This is a genomic window from Enterobacter sp. PI-10 (genome assembly GCF_027947695.1).
Lineage (GTDB): Bacteria > Pseudomonadota > Gammaproteobacteria > Enterobacterales > Enterobacteriaceae > Enterobacter > Enterobacter vonholyi.
The window spans coordinates 123,493-144,510 of record NZ_JAJNOG010000004.1; the positions used below are offsets into that span (position 1 = coordinate 123,493).

Here is a 21,018-nt window from a genome sequence, read left to right on the forward strand (position 1 = left end):
CGTCGCGTTTTCCCTTATTTTTGTACTACGATATTTTCCTGCGAAGGATCAACATGCTGCAGTTGCAGCTTTTCCGTTGCGATCCGTTCAACCCGGCTGTGATCGCCGAGCGCGTTTTCTTCAAGGATCAGATTTCGCCATTCAATATCCAGCGCATCGCGTTCCAGTACCATCTGCTCGCGTTGCGCAGTCAATAAACGTGTATGGTGGGCGGTGGTCACCACCGTAACAGCCGTGATAATGATGCAAATGAACAGACAGAGTGGCAGTTTCCCAAACCGCAAAAGATCGTCGCCGATCACGCCAGGCAAGGCATGGCGCTCGTTGCTTCCTAACGAATCCTTAACTTTGCTTAGGGTCTCTGTCACTCTGCCGATCATGCGTTCGTCCTCTCTGCAACACGCAGCACTGAACTACGGGCGCGTGGATTCTCTGCCACTTCTTCTTCGCCCGGCATCAACTTGCCTAATGCTCGCAACTGACGGCCACCCAGCTTCCTGAGTTGTTCTTCCGTCATCGGCAGCCCCGCTGGTACCTGTGGACCGCGGCTTTGTTCACGCATAAAGCGTTTCACAATACGGTCTTCCAGCGAATGGAAGCTGATGATGGATAACCGCCCCCCCGGGGCCAGCACGTCGAGCGAGCTTTTTAGCGCCAGCTCTATTTCCTCCAGTTCACTGTTTACCCAGATGCGAACCGCCTGGAAGGTACGGGTCGCGGGATGTTTGTGCTTATCCTTCACCGGTGTCGCCGCCGCGATCACTTCGGCCAACTCTTTGGTGCGGGTCATTGGTTCAATGCGATTACGCTCAACGATGGCGCGCGCGATTCGTTTGCCAAAGCGCTCTTCGCCAAACGTTTTGATGACCCATGCAATATCGGCTTCGTCAGCGGTCTGTAACCACTCAGCGGCAGACTGACCGCGCGTCGGATCCATCCGCATATCCAGCGGACCATCACGCATAAAGGAGAAACCACGTTCGGCATCATCAAGTTGGGGTGAAGAGACGCCAAGATCGAGGAGAATCCCGTCGATCTTGCCCGTCAGGCCGCGCTCAGCAACATAATCTGCGAGCGCAGAGAAAGGTCCATGCACGATGGAAAAGCGTGGGTCATTGATGGTCTGTGCAACCGCAATTGCCTGCGGATCGCGATCGATTGCCAGCAGACGTCCTTCCTCTCCAAGCTGGGAGAGAATCAAACGCGAGTGACCACCGCGACCAAACGTGCCATCAATGTAGATGCCATCCGGACGAATATTCAGACCGTTTACGGCCTCGTCCAGTAACACCGTTTTATGTTTATAATTTTCCATCATATTTATAGAGACAAGTCCTGCAGCCGTTCCGATAATGTCGCGGAATCAGACTGCTCAGCGTCGATATCTTCCTTGACCTGTTGATACCAGGTCGTTTCATCCCACAGTTCAAATTTGTTGAACTGCCCGACCAGCATCACTTCTTTGGTCAGACCGGCATGTTGCCGTAACACAGGGGCAATCAGTAACCGCCCTGCGTTATCCATCTGACATTCACTGGCATGTCCCAATAACAGCCGCTGCACGCGGCGTTCCTGCGGGTTCATGCTCGACAGTCGCGACAGCTTTTGCTCAATAATTTCCCATTCAGGCAAGGGGTAAAGCAGCAGGCAGGGGGAGTTAATGTCAATGGTGCAAACCATTTGACCCGCAGCGTTCTCAATCAGCTGGTCGCGGTATCGGGTTGGTACCGATAAACGCCCTTTGCTGTCGAGATTGACTAACGTTGCTCCACGGAACATGCCAGTCTCACCCCTCCTCACCACTTTAACCCACAAATTCCCACCTAAAGGAGTTTACGGAGCGAGGGAAAAGCTTGTCAAGCCAGGACTCTCCCTGTAAGGACTCGAAAGCCCTCTATTTACAGAGTTAAACAGTCCTGGTTAATAACTGCACAACTGGCGAGGCAAAATTAACGTTATGAATATTTGTAAGAAAAAAACCGAATATGCACACTAGCGTTAAAGCTCACTCAATATCATCGCAGGTAAATATAAAGTGTCAGTTTGCGACGCGGGCAGCATTTTATGACAGATTCTCAGGGGATAACAGCGCCAGATTCACTCTGGCACCGGGTAAGCGCGGCAGTTGCCACGTAAGCAGCTACAGGAGGAGGAAAAACGTCTGAATATTCATCGGCCGAATGGGGTTTGTAACAAAATAATACAAAGATAGCTGTTTAAAATCGTTGAGATGTTCTTTAAAGGACAATTTAAGAGCCAAAATGAATTAAGAAAAATAGGCGATTATCATCTCACAAGAATTATCCTAATTTCTCTCCGGGAATTATCCGCACGATTTATCGCAGCAAAATGGGGCAGACTTCCCCGCCCCGGTCATTTCATTTTTGGCGGCTTAAAATTCCGCGATGATAGAGATTACGTTTGATACGCGTCAGGCCCGGCTTCGGTTTGCGCGGCTCATCCAGGCTTGCCAGCACAATCTCCAGCACGCGTTCAGCCACATCACGGTGACGCTGTGCTACCGCCAGCACCGGACACTGGAGGAAGTCGAGCAGCTCGTTATCCCCAAACGTGGCAATCGCCAGGTCAGAGGGAAGTTTACCTTCACGGCGTAAGGTTACATCCATGACACCCTGCAACAGCGCAAACGACGTGGTGAATAGCGCCTGCGGCATCGGGTGTGTATCCAGCCATTTTTCGAACAGCTGCGCTGCGGCTTCACGCTCGTAACTGTTGGCATAGAGGTAGTGAACCTCGCGCGGATCGTCTTTCCAGGCGGTTCTGAACCCCTGCTCACGCAGGAAGCTAACGGAAAGCTCGGGCAGCGCGCCAAGATACAGCACAGTTTCAGCGGGGAAAGTTCGCAGCTCTGCGGCCAGCATTTCTGCATCGTCCTGATCCGCACCCACGACGCTGGTGAAATGCTCGCGATCGAGCGCACGATCCAGCGCAACGATTGGGAACGGGTCGTTCGCCCAGCGCTGGTAGAACGGATGTTCTGGCGGTAGGGAGGTCGAAACAATAATGGCATCCACCTGGCGCTGGAGAAGATGTTCAATGCAGCGCATCTCGTTGTCGGGCTGATCTTCAGAGCAGGCAATCAGCAGTTGATAACCGCGCTGGCGCGCCTGACGTTCGAGATAGTTGGCGATACGGGTATAGCTGGTGTTTTCCAGGTCAGGGATCACCAGACCAATAGAGCGGGTGCGCCCGGCGCGCAGACCGGCTGCGACAGCATTCGGATGGTAGTTATGCTCACGAACCACCGCCATAACTTTTTCAACGGTCTTGTCGCTGACACGGTACTGCTTTGCTTTACCGTTAATCACATAGCTGGCCGTTGTTCGTGACACGCCGGCTAGCCGGGCGATTTCATCCAGTTTCACAATTGCCCCTTAAAAAAAGAAAAGAGTCCATGGCCCTGTCAAGGTTATGGTTAAATCTTTTAACATCTAAACGCAGAAAAGCCTTCGCGGCAACCGCTTTTATCTGCGTTGTCGGCTGATTACGCAAAAAAAAGCCCGGCTTTGGTGACCGGGCAGAAAGAGGCGAACCTTTTTGACAACTAACGCATGATTTTCTCGCCGCGTGACAGACCCACTACACCCGATCTCGCGACCTCGACAATTTTTGCCACATCCCGCACGGACGTCAGGAAAGCATCCAGCTTGTCACTTGTCCCGACCAGCTGAACCGTATAAAGAGAAGGCGTAACGTCGATAATTTGTCCGCGGAAAATATCCGCATTACGTTTAACTTCTTCGCGCCCGTAGCCGCTGGCCTGGATTTTCACCAGCATGACCTCACGTTCAACATAGGCCCCCTGCCCCAGCTCGCTCACGCGCAGCACATCAACCAGCTTATGCAGCTGTTTTTCAATCTGTTCTAGCACTTTGGCATCGCCGACAGTTTGGATCGTCATGCGTGACAGCGTTGGGTCTTCCGTCGGGGCAACGGTCAGGCTTTCAATGTTATAGCCGCGCTGCGCAAAAAGGCCAATGACGCGCGACAGTGCGCCAGACTCATTTTCCAGTAAAACCGATAATATCCGGCGCATATCAGGTTCTCTCCGTTTTGCTTAACCACATTTCATCCATACCGCCTCCACGAATATGCATCGGATAAACGTGCTCGGTCCCATCAACAATCACATCCATAAAGACGAGTCGGTTGTTTTTAACGTGCTCAAGCGCTTGCGCGAGCTTTGTTTCCAGCTCTGCCGGATCGGTCACCCGCATGCCAACATGGCCGTAAGCTTCAGCAAGGCGAACAAAATCTGGCAGCGATTTCATGTAGGATTGAGAGTGACGGCCAGAGTAGATCATATCCTGCCACTGCTTCACCATACCGAGATACCCGTTATTCAGGTTCAGCACCAGTACCGGCAGTTCATATTGCAGCGCAGTAGAGAGCTCCTGAATGTTCATCTGAATACTGCCGTCCCCCGTTACGCAGACGACGGTTTCATTCGGCAGCGCCAGCTTCACGCCCAACGCGGCAGGCAGACCAAAGCCCATTGTTCCTAAACCACCGGAGTTGATCCAGTGTCGCGGTTTATCAAACGGGTAATACAGGGCGGCAAACATCTGATGCTGCCCCACATCTGAGGTTACGTACGCCTCACCTTTCGTCAGTCGCCACACCGCTTCAATGACCGCCTGCGGCTTAATATTTTCACTTTGTGTGTCATATTTCAGGCACTGACGCGCGCGCCACTGTTCAATCTGCTGCCACCAGTCGCGGATCTCATCCAGCGGCTGGGTTGCACTCTCCTGGGCCAGCAGATCCAGCATTTGCTCCAGAACCTGCCGGGCATCACCGACGATAGGCACATCAGCCGATACCGTTTTTGAAATTGACGTTGGATCGATATCAATGTGCAGCACGGTGGCGTTAGGGCAATACTTCGCCAGGTTGTTGGTGGTGCGATCGTCAAAACGCACGCCGACGGCAAAAATCACATCGGAATGATGCATCGTCATGTTGGCTTCATAGGTACCGTGCATACCCAGCATACCCAGCGCCTGACGATGGGTTGCGGGGAACGCCCCCAGTCCCATCAGCGACGACGCCACAGGAAGGTTGAGATTTTCAACCAACTCGCGAAGCTGGGCTTCACAGGCAGCGTTGATCGCCCCGCCTCCGACATAGACCACCGGTTTTTTGGCTGCCAGAAGCGTTTGCAACGCTCGCTTGATCTGCCCTTTGTGCCCCTGCGTTGTTGGGTTATAAGAGCGCATGCTGACCGCTTCCGGCCAGACATACGGCAGCTTGTTTGCCGGGTTGAGGATATCTTTAGGCAGATCGACCACCACCGGTCCAGGGCGTCCGCTCGCCGCCAGCCAGAAAGCTTTCTTCAGTACGCCGGGAATGTCTTCCGTTTGCTTGACCAGGAAGCTGTGCTTCACTACGGGACGCGAAATCCCGACCATGTCGCACTCCTGAAACGCATCGTAACCGATCAGTGAGGTTGCCACCTGCCCGGAGAGGATCACCAGCGGGATAGAGTCCATATACGCTGTCGCAATGCCGGTAATGGCGTTTGTCGCGCCGGGACCGGACGTGACTAATACCACACCCACTTCACCCGTCGCCCGCGCCAGGCCGTCAGCCATGTGTACCGCCGCCTGCTCGTGACGTACCAGAACATGGTCAATGCCCCCTACCGTGTGCAGCGCATCATAAATATCGAGAACCGCGCCGCCAGGGTAGCCGAACACTTGCTTTACGCCCTGATCGATCAGCGACCGAACGACCATTTCCGCGCCAGACAACATCTCCATGGTTTGCCTCCAGGCATTTTGTTATAGACGGAATGCCGATTTCATTTCCGCACCGTCTTACGATTGGGAGAAACCAATCTTATATTTTGCAGAGTGTTCTTTACCTTAACCGCTCGTTATGAGGCAGGCAATTAGCAAACCTGGAGAGATAAACGGTGCGTAAAGCAGAAAAAGCAGCCGTTAACTGAAGATATGGTTAATTCCTCTGGGAATAGAGGATGGGGTGATAAATCATCACTGAAAAGCGCGACAACGCAGGAAATCATCTATTTTTGCGAGCCAGAGAGCAGCCCAAAAAAAAGAACAACAGAACAAAATATCAATTATCTAAAAAAAACCAGGATAAATCACATAATCCGATGCAATTTATCCTGATGCGTTTACCGACGGCAAATGCCCACCAGCAGCTCTTCCATCCACTGATGTCCTTTATCCCGCCCCGCTGCTTCATGCCAGGAAAGATAACAGGTACGGCTATTTAGTTTGAGTGGCAGAGGTAAAATTTGCAGATTTAGAGAGTCAGAAAACTCTTCTGCCAGCCAGCGCGGCGCAATCGCCACCAGCTGTGTCTGTGAGACCACGTTTAATACGCTGACCATAGCCATGCCCTGATAAGCCACGCTTGCCTGTTTATCCGCAGTGTCATACCACGGCAGGCTAAAGGAAGCATATCTGTCGAGTGCAACAACGGCATGCTGCTCGTTATAAACATCGTTTTCGCGCAGCGGAGAATTCAGGCGTGGGTGTTTTTTACTGGCGACCAGAACCATTTCATCTTTAAACAGCGGCACGCAGGAGAATTCCGGACGACGGAACTCTTCATACCCGAGAACGAACTCGATCTCCTGATAGCGTAACTGATGTTCCGTGTTTTGATTCAGGGATGATTTAAAAACAAGATTGATATTTGGTGCGATCTCTTCAACTTTATTATAAATAATTGACGTTAAATAATTATCTAATGGGCTACAGGCACAAAGATGGAATACGCGCTCGCTGCTTAAGGGTTCAAAGCCCGATCCCGGCAGCTCATTTTGAACCAGTTGCAACGCCTGGCGAATAGATCCGAACAGCTGGAACGCGCGAGCCGTAGGCTGGATACCCCTCCCGTAGCGAACGAATAATTCGTCGTTAAACATGAGCTTAAGCCTGGCAACGGCATTACTCACGGCGGGTTGTGACATCCCCAACGTTTGGGCCGCTCGGGTGATATTCTGTTCCTGCATGACAGCATCAAACACCGTCAGAAGATTCAGATCCACCGTGCGTAACTGCGGTTTAATCCCATCAGTAGCTTGAGGTTGTTTAATATTATTTTCTGGCACTTCTGACTCCACTGTCACGCTACACTCCCTTTGCCATCGTACGGTAATAATCTCGAAAAATATGATTTATCATGCAAATACGATCAGCGAAAGAGAATTATTTAAAATTCGGAATATATAAAGACTCTATATAAATGAAAACTAATGAGCGCAAATGATATGTTTGACTTTAGGATCTGAATGAAACCATAAACTAAACAAATATACAATTACCATCAGGTTAACGATGACTTAAGTATTATTAAACTGTTAATACTATCGATCTACAGTTACTTAACAACCTGTTATCTCTTTTCGTTTTTCAACGTTCTGGAATAGATTCACTGTATTTATAACTTAATGATATCCAAACTCTTTAAGCACAAAGCATTCTCTTCAACACATTTCACTCATTTTAAACAATTATATTTATTTGTTTCTGCAACTCTTTTATTAAGTCCAAAATTAGACAATTAGTCGGGCTACGAAAGCTAAAACCAGCACAATTAGCTAAAGTTAATAACCTGTTGATTCCGTCTCTCGGACCCGTTTTCATCTTCAGGGGTTGACATGAACAGCCGTATCCAGTACCACTAAAAGCATATTGAATTTAACGGAGCACGATTCATGACACGCACCATTCGTTTCACCGGTCTACTACTACTAAACGCATCCACTGTGCGCGGTAGACTGGCGGGCGAAATTCAGCGTTGAATCGTCACCAGTAAGACTAAAAACCCGCGCCACTGCGCGGGTTTTTTTATGCTCGTAGCAAGGCGCCCTAAGACTGACAAGGACCTAACCCATGAGCCAGCAAGTCATTATTTTCGATACTACTTTACGTGACGGTGAACAGGCATTACAGGCAAGCCTGAGTGTTAAAGAGAAACTGCAGATCGCGCTGGCTCTCGAACGTATGGGTGTCGACGTGATGGAGGTCGGTTTCCCTGTCTCGTCTCCGGGTGATTTCGAATCCGTCCAGACTATCGCCCGCACCATTAAAAACAGCCGCGTGTGTGCCCTGGCGCGCTGCGTAGAGAAAGATATCGACGTTGCCGCCGAGTCATTGAAGGTGGCCGAAGCGTTCCGTATCCACACCTTTATTGCGACCTCGCCCATGCACATCGCAACCAAGCTGCGCAGCACGCTGGATGAGGTGATTGAGCGCGCGGTTTACATGGTTAAGCGCGCACGCAACTATACCGATGACGTTGAATTCTCCTGTGAAGATGCGGGCCGTACGCCAATCGAAGACCTGGCGCGCGTCGTCGAAGCCGCCATCAATGCTGGTGCCAAAACCATCAACATTCCGGACACCGTCGGCTACACCATGCCGTTTGAGTTCTCCAACATCATCACCGGCCTGTATGACCGCGTACCAAATATTGATAAGGCAATTATCTCCGTCCACACCCACGATGATTTGGGTCTGGCCGTGGGTAATGCCATCGCCGCCGTCCACGCCGGGGCGCGTCAGGTTGAAGGCGCGATGAACGGCATCGGCGAACGTGCGGGCAACTGTTCTCTGGAAGAAGTGATCATGGCGATCAAAGTGCGCAAAGACATCATGGACGTGCACACCCGCATCAATCACAACGAAATCTGGCGCACCAGCCAGACCGTCAGCCAGATTTGCAACATGCCCATTCCGGCTAACAAAGCGATTGTCGGCACTGGCGCCTTCGCACACTCTTCCGGTATTCACCAGGATGGCGTGCTGAAGAACCGTGAAAACTACGAAATCATGACCCCGGAATCCATTGGCCTGAATCAGGTGCAGTTGAACCTGACCTCCCGTTCAGGCCGTGCGGCGGTTAAGCACCGTATGGAAGAGATGGGTTATAAGGACAGCGATTACAACATGGATCAGCTGTATGACGCGTTCCTGAAGCTGGCCGACAAAAAAGGCCAGGTCTTCGACTACGACCTGGAAGCACTGGCCTTTATCAACAAACAGCAGGAAGAGCCGGAGCACTTCCGTCTGGATTACTTCAACGTGCAGTCCGGGTCCAGCGACATCGCTACCGCCTCGGTCAAGCTGGCCTGCGGAGATGAAATTAAAGCAGAGGCAGCTAACGGTAACGGCCCTGTCGATGCGATTTACCAGGCGATTAATCGCGTCACCGAGTACGACGTTGAGCTGGTCAAATATGACCTGACGGCCAAGGGCCACGGCAAAGATGCGCTGGGTCAGGTGGATATCGTGGTCAATTACAACGGCCGTCGCTTCCATGGCGTGGGCCTGGCGACCGATATCGTTGAATCCTCCGCGAAGGCGATGGTGCATGTTCTGAACAACATCTGGCGCGCCGCCGAAGTCGAAAAAGAGTTGCAACGCAAAGCTCAGAATAAAGAGAACAACAAGGAAACCGTGTAATGTCGAAGAATTACCATATTGCTGTGTTGCCGGGTGACGGTATTGGCCCGGAAGTGATGGCACAGGCGCTGAAAGTACTGGAAGCCGTTCGCGCGCGTTTTGCGATGAAAATCACCACCAGCCACTACGACGTGGGCGGTATTGCGATTGATAACCACGGTACACCGCTGCCAAAAGCGACCGTGGAAGGCTGTGAAAATGCCGATGCCGTGCTGTTTGGTTCCGTCGGTGGCCCGAAATGGGAACACCTGCCGCCAGCAGAGCAGCCAGAGCGCGGCGCGCTGCTGCCGCTGCGTAAACACTTCAAGCTGTTCAGCAACCTGCGTCCGGCGAAGCTGTATCAGGGTCTGGAAGAGTTCTGCCCGCTGCGCGCGGATATCGCCGCCAACGGTTTCGACATTCTGTGCGTGCGTGAACTGACCGGCGGGATCTATTTCGGTCAGCCAAAAGGACGCGAAGGCAGCGGTCAGCACGAAAAAGCGTTCGACACCGAGGTGTATCACCGTTTCGAAATTGAACGTATCGCCCATATCGCCTTTGAGTCTGCGCGTAAACGTCGCCATAAAGTGACCTCCATTGACAAAGCGAACGTGCTGCAGTCTTCGATTCTGTGGCGCGAGATCGTCAGCGAAGTCGCTAAGCAGTACCCGGACGTCACGCTGTCGCACATGTACATCGATAACGCGACCATGCAGCTGATTAAGGATCCGTCCCAGTTTGACGTGCTGCTGTGCTCCAACCTGTTCGGCGATATTCTCTCTGACGAGTGCGCAATGATCACCGGCTCCATGGGAATGCTGCCATCCGCAAGCCTGAATGAAGAAGGCTTTGGCCTGTACGAGCCTGCGGGCGGCTCCGCGCCGGATATCGCCGGCAAGAACATTGCCAACCCGATTGCGCAGATCCTCTCCCTGGCCCTGCTGCTGCGCTACAGCCTGGATGCAGACGATGCAGCAACCGCAATTGAACACGCCATTAACCGGGCGTTAGAAGAAGGCGTCCGTACCGGCGATTTAGCACGCGGCACGGCGGCAGTCAGTACCGATGAAATGGGCGACATCATTGCCCGCTATGTCGCTGAAGGGGTGTAATCATGGCTAAAACGTTATACGAAAAGTTGTTTGATGCGCACGTTGTTTACGAGGCACCAAACGAAACCCCGCTGCTGTACATTGACCGTCATCTGGTACACGAAGTGACCTCTCCTCAGGCATTTGACGGCCTGCGCGCGCACAAGCGTCCGGTACGTCAGCCGGGTAAAACCTTCGCGACGATGGATCACAACGTTTCCACCCAGACCAAAGACATTAATGCCTCGGGTGAGATGGCGCGTATCCAGATGCAGGAGCTGATTAAGAACTGTAAAGAATTTGGCGTTGAGCTGTACGACCTGAACCATCCTTATCAGGGCATCGTCCACGTGATGGGGCCTGAGCAAGGGATCACCCTGCCGGGCATGACCATCGTCTGCGGTGACTCCCATACCGCGACACACGGCGCGTTTGGCGCTCTGGCGTTCGGGATTGGCACTTCTGAGGTTGAACACGTTCTGGCGACGCAGACCCTGAAGCAGGGCCGTGCCAAAACGATGAAGATTGAAGTGAAGGGCAAAGCGGCACCTGGCATTACCGCGAAAGATATCGTGCTGGCGATTATCGGTAAAACCGGCAGCGCAGGCGGTACAGGCCACGTCGTTGAGTTCTGCGGAGACGCTATCCAGGCGCTGAGCATGGAGGGCCGCATGACCCTGTGCAACATGGCCATTGAGATGGGCGCCAAAGCCGGTCTGGTCGCGCCAGATGAAACGACCTTCAACTATGTGAAGGGCCGTCTGCACGCGCCGAAAGGTCACGATTTTGACGACGCGGTAGCGTACTGGAAAACCCTGAAAACCGACGATGGGGCGACGTTTGATACCGTTGTCACGCTGCAGGCAGAAGAGATTGCGCCGCAGGTGACCTGGGGGACCAACCCGGGTCAGGTGATTTCCGTCAACGACGCCATTCCAGATCCTGCTTCCTTCGCCGATCCGGTCGAGCGCGCCAGTGCGGAAAAAGCGCTGGCCTATATGGGGCTGAAGCCCGGCGTGCCGTTGACCGACGTGACCATTGATAAAGTCTTTATCGGTTCTTGCACTAACTCCCGTATCGAAGATTTGCGCGCGGCGGCAGAGATTGCCAAAGGCCGTAAAGTGGCACCGGGCGTGCAGGCGCTGGTGGTACCTGGCTCCGGTCCGGTGAAGGCCCAGGCGGAAGCCGAAGGTCTGGATAAGATCTTTATCGAAGCGGGCTTCGAGTGGCGCCTGCCTGGCTGCTCCATGTGTCTGGCCATGAATAACGATCGCCTGAATCCGGGTGAGCGCTGCGCCTCCACCAGCAACCGTAACTTTGAAGGCCGTCAGGGCCGCGGTGGGCGTACCCATCTGGTCAGCCCGGCAATGGCCGCCGCTGCGGCAGTCACCGGCCATTTCGCCGATATTCGCAGCCTGAAATAAGGAGACAATCATGGCAGAGAAATTTACCCAACATACGGGCCGGGTTGTCCCGCTGGACGCCGCTAACGTCGATACTGACGCTATTATTCCGAAACAATTTCTGCAGAAGGTGACGCGTACCGGCTTTGGCGCGCACCTGTTCAACGACTGGCGTTTCCTGGACGACAAAGGCGAAGTGCCTAATCCGGAATTCGTTCTGAACTTCCCTGAGTACAAAGGCGCCTCCATTTTACTGGCCCGAGAAAACTTTGGCTGCGGCTCATCCCGCGAACACGCCCCGTGGGCGCTCACCGATTACGGCTTCAAAGTGGTCATCGCCCCAAGCTTCGCGGATATTTTTTACGGTAACAGCTTCAACAACCAGCTGCTGCCGGTGACGCTGAGCGATGAACAGGTCGATGAGTTGTTCGCGCTGGTTAAGGCGAATCCGGGTATTTCGTTTGAAGTGGATCTGGAAGCGGAAGTGGTGAAAGCCGGGGATAAAACCTACAGCTTCAGCATTGATGCGTTCCGCCGTCACTGCATGCTGAACGGTCTGGACAGCATAGGTTTAACTCTCCAGCACGAAGCGGCGATTGCCACTTACGAAAACAAACAACCTGCATTTATGAAGTAATCCTCCGGCCTGCAGTGCACTCTGCAGGCCGCGTTTTATCCCAATACCCGCCCTCCTTCTGTAAATATTCCCAAACCCAGCCAATAATGACATTATATTTAACGTCAATTTAATGTTTCCTGCGCAGAATAATCGCTCAATCAGTTGGTAGCGGAAATCATCATGGAAAAGAAAAATGGCAATGAGTCTCATATCCGTTCTCGGGAAATACACAAATGCACATTAGTAAGCGTGATAATAAATATTTTACTCACTTGCTTTCAGATAGTTGCAGGAATATTCTCCGGTTCACAGGGATTAATTGCTGATGGGATTCATTCTCTTTCCGATTTATCTTCTGACTTTGTCGTTCTGATTGCGAATAAAAAGAGTCAGAAAGCCTCTGATATCGATCATCATTACGGTCATCTGCGTTTCGAAAACGGTGCAAAGCTTATTATTGGCGCTATTCTGCTGCTCGTGGGGGTCGGGATGCTCTGGTCCGCTGGCAATAAACTGCTTAATCCCGAGACGCATCAGATAGTAAAAGGGGCCGCTTTGTGGGTGGCGATACTGGCGCTGGTGGTGAAGGAGAGTCTGTTCAGATACATGTTTGCCACGGGAAAACGTATTCAGTCCTCGCTGCTGATAGCCAATGCCTGGCATGCCCGTTCTGACGCAGCGTCGTCAGTGGTTGTCGCCATCGGTATTGCCGGGAATTTAGTGGGTTTTCACGCGATGGACCTGATTGCGGCCCTGATTGTCGGAGTGTTCATCGCCCATATGGGTTACAAATTCTCTGCCGATGCCCTGCACGATCTGATGGACCGTTCGCTTGAACCCGAGCTGGAGCACGATATCAAAACGTGTCTTCTCTCAACCGAAGGCGTCACCGGACTCCATGATTTAAAAACCCGCAAGATGGGCGATTTAGCCCTTGTCGATGTCCATCTGGAAGTGAACGGCGAATTAAGCGTAAAAGAAGGGCATCAGATTGCCGTCAATGCCAGAAACAACGTGATGCAAAAATTCAATGTGCTGAACGTGATGACGCATATTGATCCTGCTCGCTAATCGGAACGCATAAATACAGTGTGACGCTACTCATCGTTAAGGTTTCGTTAATTAATCTGCGTCACACTGCATCGCATCAGCTCTCTCATTATTGAGGTAAAAAGCGATGAACCCAACGCTACGTAATACGCTTCCCCATAAAGAAACACCTTTTCTTCGCGTACTGCACATTCTTGTAGCCATACTGGTGCTGGCCCAAATTATCAATTCTAATTTCACCGAAAGCGAGGCCCTCCACGAATCCGGACTGAACGGAATTGTCACCTGGATCCATGTTATCTCAGGGTTTGGTTTAATTTTTTGTGGTATTGCCATGATGGCATGGATGTTAACCCAACGCGGATTTAAGTATTACTACGCCTGGCTGGCGCTGGATTTTCGTGGAATCGTTGAAGATATTCGCACCCTCGCGCAGCGTCAGTTACCTGACGCGCATGCTGGCGGTATGGCGGCAACGGTGCAAGGTCTGGGTGTGCTGGCGCTGCTGGGCGTTGCACTCTGCGGCGCGGCCTGGTTCGTGCTGAACGCCACGCTTGGGCCGGTTTCGTCCGTCACGGAATCCGTCTTAGACTTGCATAAATTCCTGACAGTTTTTATTGAGACATATTTCTGGGCACACGGTTTCATGGGCCTCGTTCATATGTACCTGACGCTACGCGCGCAGCGTAAATATCAGTATTCCGAATAAAACGGTTCGCAGAGCCCGGTGCTCCCGGGCTTCGTTTCATTCATCCGATCACACGTCTTTTACGCGGCAGGTCAGCAGGAGCGTCACGACGGATAGCGCCGCAATCATCCAGTAGACTGACGCATGACCATAGCTTTGCGCCAGCGCCCCCTGAATCACGCCCGCCAGGATCACGCCGGTTGAAATACTGTTGGTAAAAAGCGTCGTTGCCGAGCCTGCACGGCCGGGCATCAGATCCTGGAACCAGAGCATGCCGATCCCGGCAACAATTCCAATAAACACGGCGTTAAAGAGCTGCAGCGCCAGCAACGCTTCACGCGAATGGAAAAGGATCAACCCCGCGTAGAACAGTACCCCGGCCGCCACGGCGACGATCATCATCCGACGCTTTCCAAAGCGCTTAACGTAATAGCCCGCCAGAATCATCGCCGGAATTTCCAGCCCGGCGGCGGTCCCCATTAAGATCCCCGCGAGCTTGTCCGGTAAGCCCAGATCGCTGCTGATCCACAGCGGCATATCAATAATGTACATGGTGTTGCAGGTCCACATCAGCGTCGAGGCAATAAACAACATGCGGACGTTCTTGTCCTGCCAGCCGCTCACCTGGGTAACAGGTTTATCCGTCGCCTGTTCGACGCGGGCCACGGACGGCAGTGCGAAGGCTATCAGCGCCAGGCTGATGACAAAAATCCCTGCCGCAATGGAGAACATGGTGGTAAAGCCATAGTTCAACGCCAGCATAAAGGCCAGCGGCGGACCAATGACCCACGCCAGCGAGAGCTGGGCACGCATCACCGAGCTGAACATCACCACTTCCCGCGCGGAGTTATCCGCATATTCACGGGCCAGGGCGAACAGCTGCGGCATAGCGGTGTTCGCCAGCGACGCCAGCAGCACGCCGCAGGTGATGAGCGTCAGATAATGACGATTGAAGGCAAAGAGCAGCGCGTTGCCCACGGCCATGGCGCAGCAAAAGAGGATCAGCCTGCGGCGATCGCCCTGGCTGTCCGATCGTTTCGCCAGCGCGAGGCTGACCAGGATCCCGGCAATGGCGTTGACGGTATAAAACAGGCCGACCCAAAACGGCTGCGCCCCTACCTCGCGGCTGAGAAACAGGCTCAGCGTCGGCGCCTGAAGCGCCCCCGCCACGCCCATCATAAAGGCCACCAGCATAAAAGCGGCATACACGCCGTTCAGGCGTCGCCCCATCGTCATCAACCACAGCATGCGCAAGTCCTTGTGAAAGCGAATCGAAATTGGGTGAATAGTAAACGAAAAAAGCCAGCAAAAACATTTTGCTGGCGGGTGATAAGCACCAATACTCAGTCACACATGATCGAGGCGAGTTAGCGGGAAGAGGTCGGTGTCGTAACGTCCCACTGCATCAATTCTTCTAACGTTTTCAGCCGTTGCTCTGCACACCGGCGGGCCAGCCAGGACGATCCTTTTGTCGCTGAAAAGTACTGCTGATAAAACTGACGTGCGGTAGACCTCTTCATAATTTACCTCCTCGCTTCATCGAGGAGAATTATTGGCCTAATATAGGGATAAATAAATTGCTGGTTTTTTGTCAGGAGTTCCCCTTTTATGCCTTCCGGTCGTCTGCAACAACAGTTTATCCGCCTCTGGCAGTGCTGCGAGGGGCAATCGCAGGAGACCACGCTCAACGAGCTGGCGGACCTGCTTAGCTGTTCCCGCCGTCATATGCGCACGCTTCTCAACACCATGCAGCAGCAGGGGTGGTTAAGCTGGGAAGCGGAAGCGGGACGCGGCAAACGCTCGCGACTGACCTTCCTGTATACCGGACTGGCGTTGCAGCAGCAGCGCGCAGAAGATCTGCTCGAACAGGACCGCATCGATCAGCTGGTCCAGCTGGTGGGCGACAAGGCCGCCGTGCGCCAGATGCTGGTCTCCCATCTCGGACGCAGCTTTCGTCAGGGCCGGCACATTCTGCGGGTGCTCTACTACCGTCCGATGAAAAATCTGTTGCCCGGCACGGCGTTACGCCGCTCGGAAACCCACATGGCCCGACAAATCTTCAGCGGCCTGACGCGCATAAATGAGGAAAACGGGGAACTGGAGGCGGATATCGCGCACCACTGGCAGCAGCTTTCCCCGCGCCACTGGCGCTTCTTCTTACGCCCCGGCATCCACTTTCACCACGGCCGCGAGCTGGAAATGCACGACGTCATCGCCTCTCTGGAACGCGCCCGCAGGCTGCCGCTCTACTCGCATATTTCGCGCATCCACTCCCCCACGGCCTGGACGCTGGATATTGAGCTGGCGCAGCATGACAAGTGGCTTCCCTGGCTGCTGGGCTATGTGCCCTCAATGATTTTGCCCGCCGAGTGGGAATCACTGAACAATTTTGCCAGCCTGCCGATTGGCACCGGGCCCTACTCCGTCTCCCGCAATAACAGCAACCAGCTGAAAATCCGCGCGTTCGATGACTACTTTGGCTATCGGGCGCTGATCGACGAAGTGAACGTGTGGGTATTGCCGGATCTCAATGAAGACCTGAGCTGCGGGCTGACGCTTGAAGGCCCCACCACCGGAGAAAAGGCCGTGGAGAGCCGCCTGGAGGAGGGCTGCTACTATCTCCTGTTTGACCGCCGCACCCACCGCGGGGCAAACCAGGGCGTCCGCAAGTGGATCAGCCACGTGCTGTCCCCTTCCAATCTGATCTACCATGCGGAAGAGCAGTACCAGACATACTGGTTTCCGGCCTACGGCCTGCTTCCGCGCTGGCACCACGCCCGGCCGTCGCACTGCGACAAACCCGCAGGGCTGGAGTCCATCACCCTGACCTACTACCGCGAGCACGTGGAGCATCGTTTTATCGCGAGGATCATGACCCGCCTGCTGGCAGCCGAGGGGGTCAAGTTAGAGGTAAGAGAAGTGGACTATGACGAATGGCATCAGGGAGAGATCGCCAGCGATATCTGGCTCAACAGCGCTAATTTTACCCTGCCGCTCGATTTTTCATTATTTTCACATCTGTATGAAGTCCCGCTGATCCAGCACTGCATCGACCGTGACTGGCAGCAGGACGCCGCCCTGTGGCGAGCGGGCGAGATGAATCTTGCCGTATGGTGCCAGCAGCTGCTGGCCGAGCAGGCGATCGTCCCGCTGATCCACCACTGGCTGATGATTCAGGGCCAGCGCAGCATGCGCGGCCTGCGGATGAACACCCTGGGCTGGTTTGATTTTAAATCCGCCTGGTTTGCGCCCCCGGAGCCATAACGCTTTCGTAATATTCACCAAATCATTACAATAGCGCCGTTCTCAACGGGGTGCTGCATCACAGATGTGCGCTGAGATAATACCCGTCGAACCTGATCCGGATAACGCCGGCGAAGGGATTTGAGGCTGTCGCTCAAAATCCTTTGCCACTCAACCCTGAGGTGCAAAGTGTTAAAAAAAGTTCTCCCCCTGCTGGCGCTGTTTACGCTGCCTGCTTTTGCCAAGCCCGTCCTGACGGTCTACACCTACGACTCCTTCTCTGCCGACTGGGGCCCTGGCCCGGTTGTTAAAAAAGCCTTTGAGGCCGACTGCAACTGCGAGCTGAAGTTCGTGGCGCTTGAAGATGGCGTGTCGCTGCTCAACCGTCTGCGCATGGAAGGAAAAAACAGTAAAGCCGACGTGGTGCTCGGGCTGGATAACAACCTGCTGGAAGCCGCCTCGCAAACCAAACTGTTTGCCAAAAGCGGCGTCGCGGCAGATGCCGTTAACGTGCCGGGCGGCTGGAAGAACGACACCTTTTTGCCGTTCGACTATGGCTACTTTGCTTTTGTTTACGACAAAAATAAGCTGAAAAACCCGCCGAAGAGCCTGAAAGAGCTGGTCGAAAGCGATCAGAAGTGGCGCGTAATTTACGAAGATCCGCGTACCAGCACGCCGGGCCTGGGCCTGCTGCTATGGATGCAAAAGGTGTACGGGGATAAAGCACCGGAAGCATGGCAGAAGCTGGCCGCCAAAACCGTCACCGTGACCAAAGGCTGGAGCGAAGCCTACGGCCTGTTCCTCAAAGGCGAAAGCGACCTGGTGCTGAGCTACACCACCTCCCCAGCCTACCACATTATCGCCGAGAAGAAAGACAACTATGCAGCCGCAGATTTTGCGGAAGGGCACTATCTGCAGGTGGAAGTGGCCGCGCGTACCGCTGCCAGCAAACAGCCGGAGCTGGCCGAGAAGTTCCTGAAGTTTATGGTTTCACCGGCGTTCCAGAACGCCATTCCAGCGGGCAACTGGATGTATCCGGTTACTAACGTTGCGCTGCCCGCAGGTTTCGAGCAGTTGACCAAACCGAAAACCTCGCTGGAGTTTACGCCGCAGCAGGTCGCCGCGCAGCGTGCAGCATGGGTAAGCGAATGGCAACGCGCCGTCAGCCGTTGATTCCCGGCTGGTTACTTCCCGGGCTGCTCGCCGCCGCCGTGATGGTAGCGGTCAGCCTGGGGGCTTTTCTTGCATTGTGGTTTAACGCGCCAGAGAGCGACCTGCTCGCCCTCTGGCACGACAGCTACCTCTGGCACGTTATCCGGTTCTCCTTCTGGCAGGCGTCTCTTTCTGCCCTGCTGTCGGTGATCCCGGCTATTTTTCTGGCACGCGCTTTGTATCGACGGCGATTTCCCGGCAGGCAGGCCCTGCTGCGCCTGTGCGCCATGACGCTGATCCTGCCCGTGCTGGTGGCGGTATTTGGTATTCTGAGCGTTTATGGTCGTCAGGGCTGGCTGGCTTCACTGTTCGGTCAGCTTGGTCTGGAATGGTCATTCTCGCCTTACGGACTGCAGGGCATTCTGCTGGCGCACGTATTTTTCAATATGCCGATGGCAACGCGCCTCTTTTTGCAGGCGCTGGAAAATATTCCCGGCGAACAGCGTCAGATTGCCGCCCAGCTCGGCATGCGCGGCGTGTCGTTCTTCCGCTTTGTCGAATGGCCGTGGCTGCGCCGCCAGCTCCCGCCCGTGGCGGCGTTAATCTTCATGCTCTGCTTTGCCAGCTTTGCCACCGTGCTGTCACTCGGCGGCGGGCCGCAGGCCACCACCATTGAGCTGGCGATTTACCAGGCGCTGAGTTACGACTACGATCCCGGTCGCGCCGCACTGCTGGCGATGGTGCAGATGGCGTGCTGTCTTGCGCTGGTGCTGTTGAGCCAGCGGCTGAGTAAAGCCATTCCCGCAGGTAGTCATCAAATAACCGGCTGGCGCGATCCGCAGGACAGCCTGCACAGCCGCGTCAGCGATTTTATCCTGATCGCGCTGGCGCTCCTGCTGCTGCTGCCGCCGCTGATGGCCGTTATTGTTGACGGACTGAACCTCAATCTTATGTCCGTCCTACAACAGCCCGTTCTCTGGCAGGCCACCTGGACCTCGCTGCGTATCGCCCTCGCTGCCGGATTACTGTGCGTCCTCCTGACCATGATGCTGCTGTGGAGCAGCCGTGAGCTCTACGCCCGCCAGGCGCAAAAAGCCGGACAAATGCTGGAGCTGACGGGCATGCTGATCCTGGCGATGCCGGGCATCGTGCTGGCGACGGGCTTCTTTTTACTGTTTAACAGCACCTTCGGCCTGCCGGAAAGGGCCGATGGCATTGTTATTTTCACCAACGCCTTAATGGCCATCCCCTACGCGCTCAAGGTGCTGGAAAACCCGATGCGCGACGTCAACAGCCGCTACGGTTTGCTGTGTCAGTCGCTGGGCATGCAGGGCTGGCAGCGGCTGAAGGTAGTCGAACTGCGCGCGCTAAAACGCCCGCTGGCGCAGGCGCTGGCGTTTGCCTGCGTGCTCTCTATTGGAGACTTTGGCGTCGTGGCGCTGTTCGGCAATGACGATTTCCGCACGCTGCCTTACTGGCTTTATCAGCAAATTGGCTCTTACCGCAGTCAGGATGGCGCGGTTACCGCGCTGTTACTGCTGCTGCTGTGCTTTGCCTTATTTACCGTTATCGAAAAACTCCCGGGGCGTGATGTTAAAACTGACTGATGTAACCTGGCTCTATCAGCATCTGCCGATGCGCTTCACGCTCTCCGTTCAGCAGGGCGAGCGGATTGCGGTGCTTGGCCCAAGCGGTGCCGGGAAAAGCACCTTGCTCAATTTGATCGCCGGCTTTCTGCAACCTGCCAGCGGGTCGATAGCCATCGATAATCGTGATTTCACCAACGCCCCTCCGGCTAAACGTCCTGTGTCGATGTTGTTTCAGGAAAACAACCTCTTCACCCATCTGACGGTGCGGCAAAACATCGCGCTGGGAATGCATCCGGGGCTCAGGCTGAACGATGCCCAACGCGAAAAACTTGAAGTGATTGCCGGACAGATGGGGATCACCGAATTCATCGACAGGCTGCCGGGCGAGCTCTCCGGCGGCCAGCGTCAGCGCGTGGCGCTGGCGCGTTGTCTGGTGCGCGAGCAGCCGCTGCTGCTGCTGGATGAGCCCTTCTCGGCGCTCGATCCCGCGCTGCGTCAGGAGATGCTCGCCCTGGTGCAGGAGGTCTGCCAGCGCCAGCAGCTGACGATGCTGATGGTTTCGCACAGTATTGAGGATGCAGCACGGATTGCGCCGAGATCGGTGGTCGTTGCCGAAGGGCGGATTGCATGGGATGGGAAGACGGAAGAGCTGCTCAGTGGTCAAGCGGGGGCGTCTTCACTGTTGGGCATTCGTGCGGTCTGATGCCATCACCCAGGCCCTCTCCCACAGGGAGAGGGAA

At 54.3% G+C, this 21,018-nt stretch carries 20 protein-coding genes and 1 riboswitch; of the genes, 11 read left to right on the forward strand and 9 right to left on the reverse strand.

The annotated features are described in order from the left end of the window. Positions 1-14: 14 nt before the first annotated feature. The 7 genes from ftsL to leuO form a co-directional block, all read right to left on the reverse strand. Complete coding sequence (ftsL, locus tag LRM19_RS11120; RefSeq protein WP_271368837.1) at positions 15-380, reverse strand: cell division protein FtsL; 366 nt, start codon at positions 378-380, stop codon at positions 15-17. Continuing rightward, positions 377-1,318 carry a 16S rRNA (cytosine(1402)-N(4))-methyltransferase RsmH gene (gene rsmH / locus LRM19_RS11125; RefSeq protein WP_021240527.1) on the reverse strand — a complete coding sequence of 314 codons (942 nt, stop codon included), beginning with the start codon at positions 1,316-1,318 and terminating at the stop codon, positions 377-379. The genes ftsL and rsmH overlap by 4 nt, the downstream gene beginning before the upstream one ends. A 2-nt stretch (positions 1,319-1,320) precedes the next feature. Further along, complete coding sequence (mraZ, locus tag LRM19_RS11130; protein WP_021240528.1) at positions 1,321-1,779, reverse strand: division/cell wall cluster transcriptional repressor MraZ; 459 nt, start codon at positions 1,777-1,779, stop codon at positions 1,321-1,323. 599 nt (positions 1,780-2,378) lie between these two features. Continuing rightward, positions 2,379-3,386 (reverse strand): catabolite repressor/activator, encoded by a 1,008-nt coding sequence (gene cra / locus LRM19_RS11135; protein WP_271368838.1) that lies wholly within the window; start codon positions 3,384-3,386, stop codon positions 2,379-2,381. Positions 3,387-3,565: 179 nt separating this feature from the next. After that, complete coding sequence (ilvN, locus tag LRM19_RS11140; RefSeq protein WP_045907792.1) at positions 3,566-4,057, reverse strand: acetolactate synthase small subunit; 492 nt, start codon at positions 4,055-4,057, stop codon at positions 3,566-3,568. 1 nt (position 4,058) lies between these two features. Continuing rightward, complete coding sequence (gene ilvI, locus LRM19_RS11145) at positions 4,059-5,783, reverse strand: acetolactate synthase 3 large subunit (protein WP_271368840.1); 1,725 nt, start codon at positions 5,781-5,783, stop codon at positions 4,059-4,061. A gap of 380 nt (positions 5,784-6,163) precedes the next feature. Further along, positions 6,164-7,126, reverse strand: coding sequence for a transcriptional regulator LeuO (gene leuO / locus LRM19_RS11150; RefSeq protein ID WP_271368842.1), 963 nt, complete (start codon positions 7,124-7,126; stop codon positions 6,164-6,166). A gap of 588 nt (positions 7,127-7,714) precedes the next feature. Here leuO and leuL point away from each other — a divergent pair. From leuL to LRM19_RS11180, 7 genes are all read left to right on the forward strand, one after another. Next, the gene (gene leuL, locus LRM19_RS21215) at positions 7,715-7,801 is read left to right on the forward strand and encodes a leu operon leader peptide (protein WP_071786497.1); all 87 of its coding nucleotides are present in this window, start codon (positions 7,715-7,717) and stop codon (positions 7,799-7,801) included. A gap of 91 nt (positions 7,802-7,892) precedes the next feature. Next, positions 7,893-9,464: a 2-isopropylmalate synthase gene (gene leuA / locus LRM19_RS11155; protein WP_023334495.1), complete on the forward strand. Its 1,572-nt coding sequence runs from the start codon at positions 7,893-7,895 to the stop codon at positions 9,462-9,464. Beyond that, positions 9,464-10,555 carry a 3-isopropylmalate dehydrogenase gene (leuB, locus tag LRM19_RS11160; RefSeq protein ID WP_115876446.1) on the forward strand — a complete coding sequence of 364 codons (1,092 nt, stop codon included), beginning with the start codon at positions 9,464-9,466 and terminating at the stop codon, positions 10,553-10,555. The genes leuA and leuB overlap by 1 nt, the downstream gene beginning before the upstream one ends. A 2-nt stretch (positions 10,556-10,557) precedes the next feature. Next, positions 10,558-11,958 carry a 3-isopropylmalate dehydratase large subunit gene (gene leuC / locus LRM19_RS11165; protein ID WP_115876447.1) on the forward strand — a complete coding sequence of 467 codons (1,401 nt, stop codon included), beginning with the start codon at positions 10,558-10,560 and terminating at the stop codon, positions 11,956-11,958. Between the two features lie 10 nt (positions 11,959-11,968). Beyond that, positions 11,969-12,574, forward strand: coding sequence for a 3-isopropylmalate dehydratase small subunit (gene leuD / locus LRM19_RS11170; protein ID WP_029741219.1), 606 nt, complete (start codon positions 11,969-11,971; stop codon positions 12,572-12,574). A gap of 162 nt (positions 12,575-12,736) precedes the next feature. Continuing rightward, a complete protein-coding gene (locus LRM19_RS11175; RefSeq protein ID WP_143344645.1) occupies positions 12,737-13,627 on the forward strand; it encodes a cation diffusion facilitator family transporter in 891 nt (296 codons plus the stop codon). A 106-nt stretch (positions 13,628-13,733) separates the two neighbouring features. Next, positions 13,734-14,315 carry a cytochrome b/b6 domain-containing protein gene (locus tag LRM19_RS11180; protein ID WP_111964050.1) on the forward strand — a complete coding sequence of 194 codons (582 nt, stop codon included), beginning with the start codon at positions 13,734-13,736 and terminating at the stop codon, positions 14,313-14,315. Between the two features lie 48 nt (positions 14,316-14,363). On the opposite strand, the gene LRM19_RS11185 is transcribed toward LRM19_RS11180, so the two are convergent. Both LRM19_RS11185 and sgrT read right to left on the reverse strand, forming a co-directional pair. Then, the gene (locus tag LRM19_RS11185; protein ID WP_133293771.1) at positions 14,364-15,542 is read right to left on the reverse strand and encodes a sugar efflux transporter; all 1,179 of its coding nucleotides are present in this window, start codon (positions 15,540-15,542) and stop codon (positions 14,364-14,366) included. Between the two features lie 119 nt (positions 15,543-15,661). Beyond that, the gene (gene sgrT, locus LRM19_RS11190) at positions 15,662-15,814 is read right to left on the reverse strand and encodes a glucose uptake inhibitor SgrT (RefSeq protein WP_023334488.1); all 153 of its coding nucleotides are present in this window, start codon (positions 15,812-15,814) and stop codon (positions 15,662-15,664) included. 88 nt (positions 15,815-15,902) lie between these two features. Between sgrT and sgrR the strand changes: the two genes are divergently transcribed. The 4 genes from sgrR to thiQ all read left to right on the forward strand — a co-directional run bounded on the left by sgrR (position 15,903) and on the right by thiQ (position 20,981). Beyond that, entirely contained in the window at positions 15,903-17,558 is a 1,656-nt protein-coding gene (gene sgrR, locus LRM19_RS11195) for an HTH-type transcriptional regulator SgrR (RefSeq protein ID WP_271368849.1), read from the forward strand. 36 nt (positions 17,559-17,594) lie between these two features. Beyond that, positions 17,595-17,695: riboswitch (TPP riboswitch) on the forward strand. Positions 17,696-17,726: 31 nt separating this feature from the next. Then, positions 17,727-18,710, forward strand: a complete 984-nt coding sequence (thiB, locus tag LRM19_RS11200) for a thiamine ABC transporter substrate binding subunit (RefSeq protein WP_271368850.1) — start codon at positions 17,727-17,729, stop codon at positions 18,708-18,710. Next, positions 18,686-20,296: a thiamine/thiamine pyrophosphate ABC transporter permease ThiP gene (gene thiP / locus LRM19_RS11205; protein WP_271368852.1), complete on the forward strand. Its 1,611-nt coding sequence runs from the start codon at positions 18,686-18,688 to the stop codon at positions 20,294-20,296. Before thiB ends, thiP begins: the two co-directional genes overlap by 25 nt. Then, positions 20,280-20,981: a thiamine ABC transporter ATP-binding protein ThiQ gene (thiQ, locus tag LRM19_RS11210; protein ID WP_111964055.1), complete on the forward strand. Its 702-nt coding sequence runs from the start codon at positions 20,280-20,282 to the stop codon at positions 20,979-20,981. Before thiP ends, thiQ begins: the two co-directional genes overlap by 17 nt. Positions 20,982-21,018 lie beyond the last annotated feature (37 nt).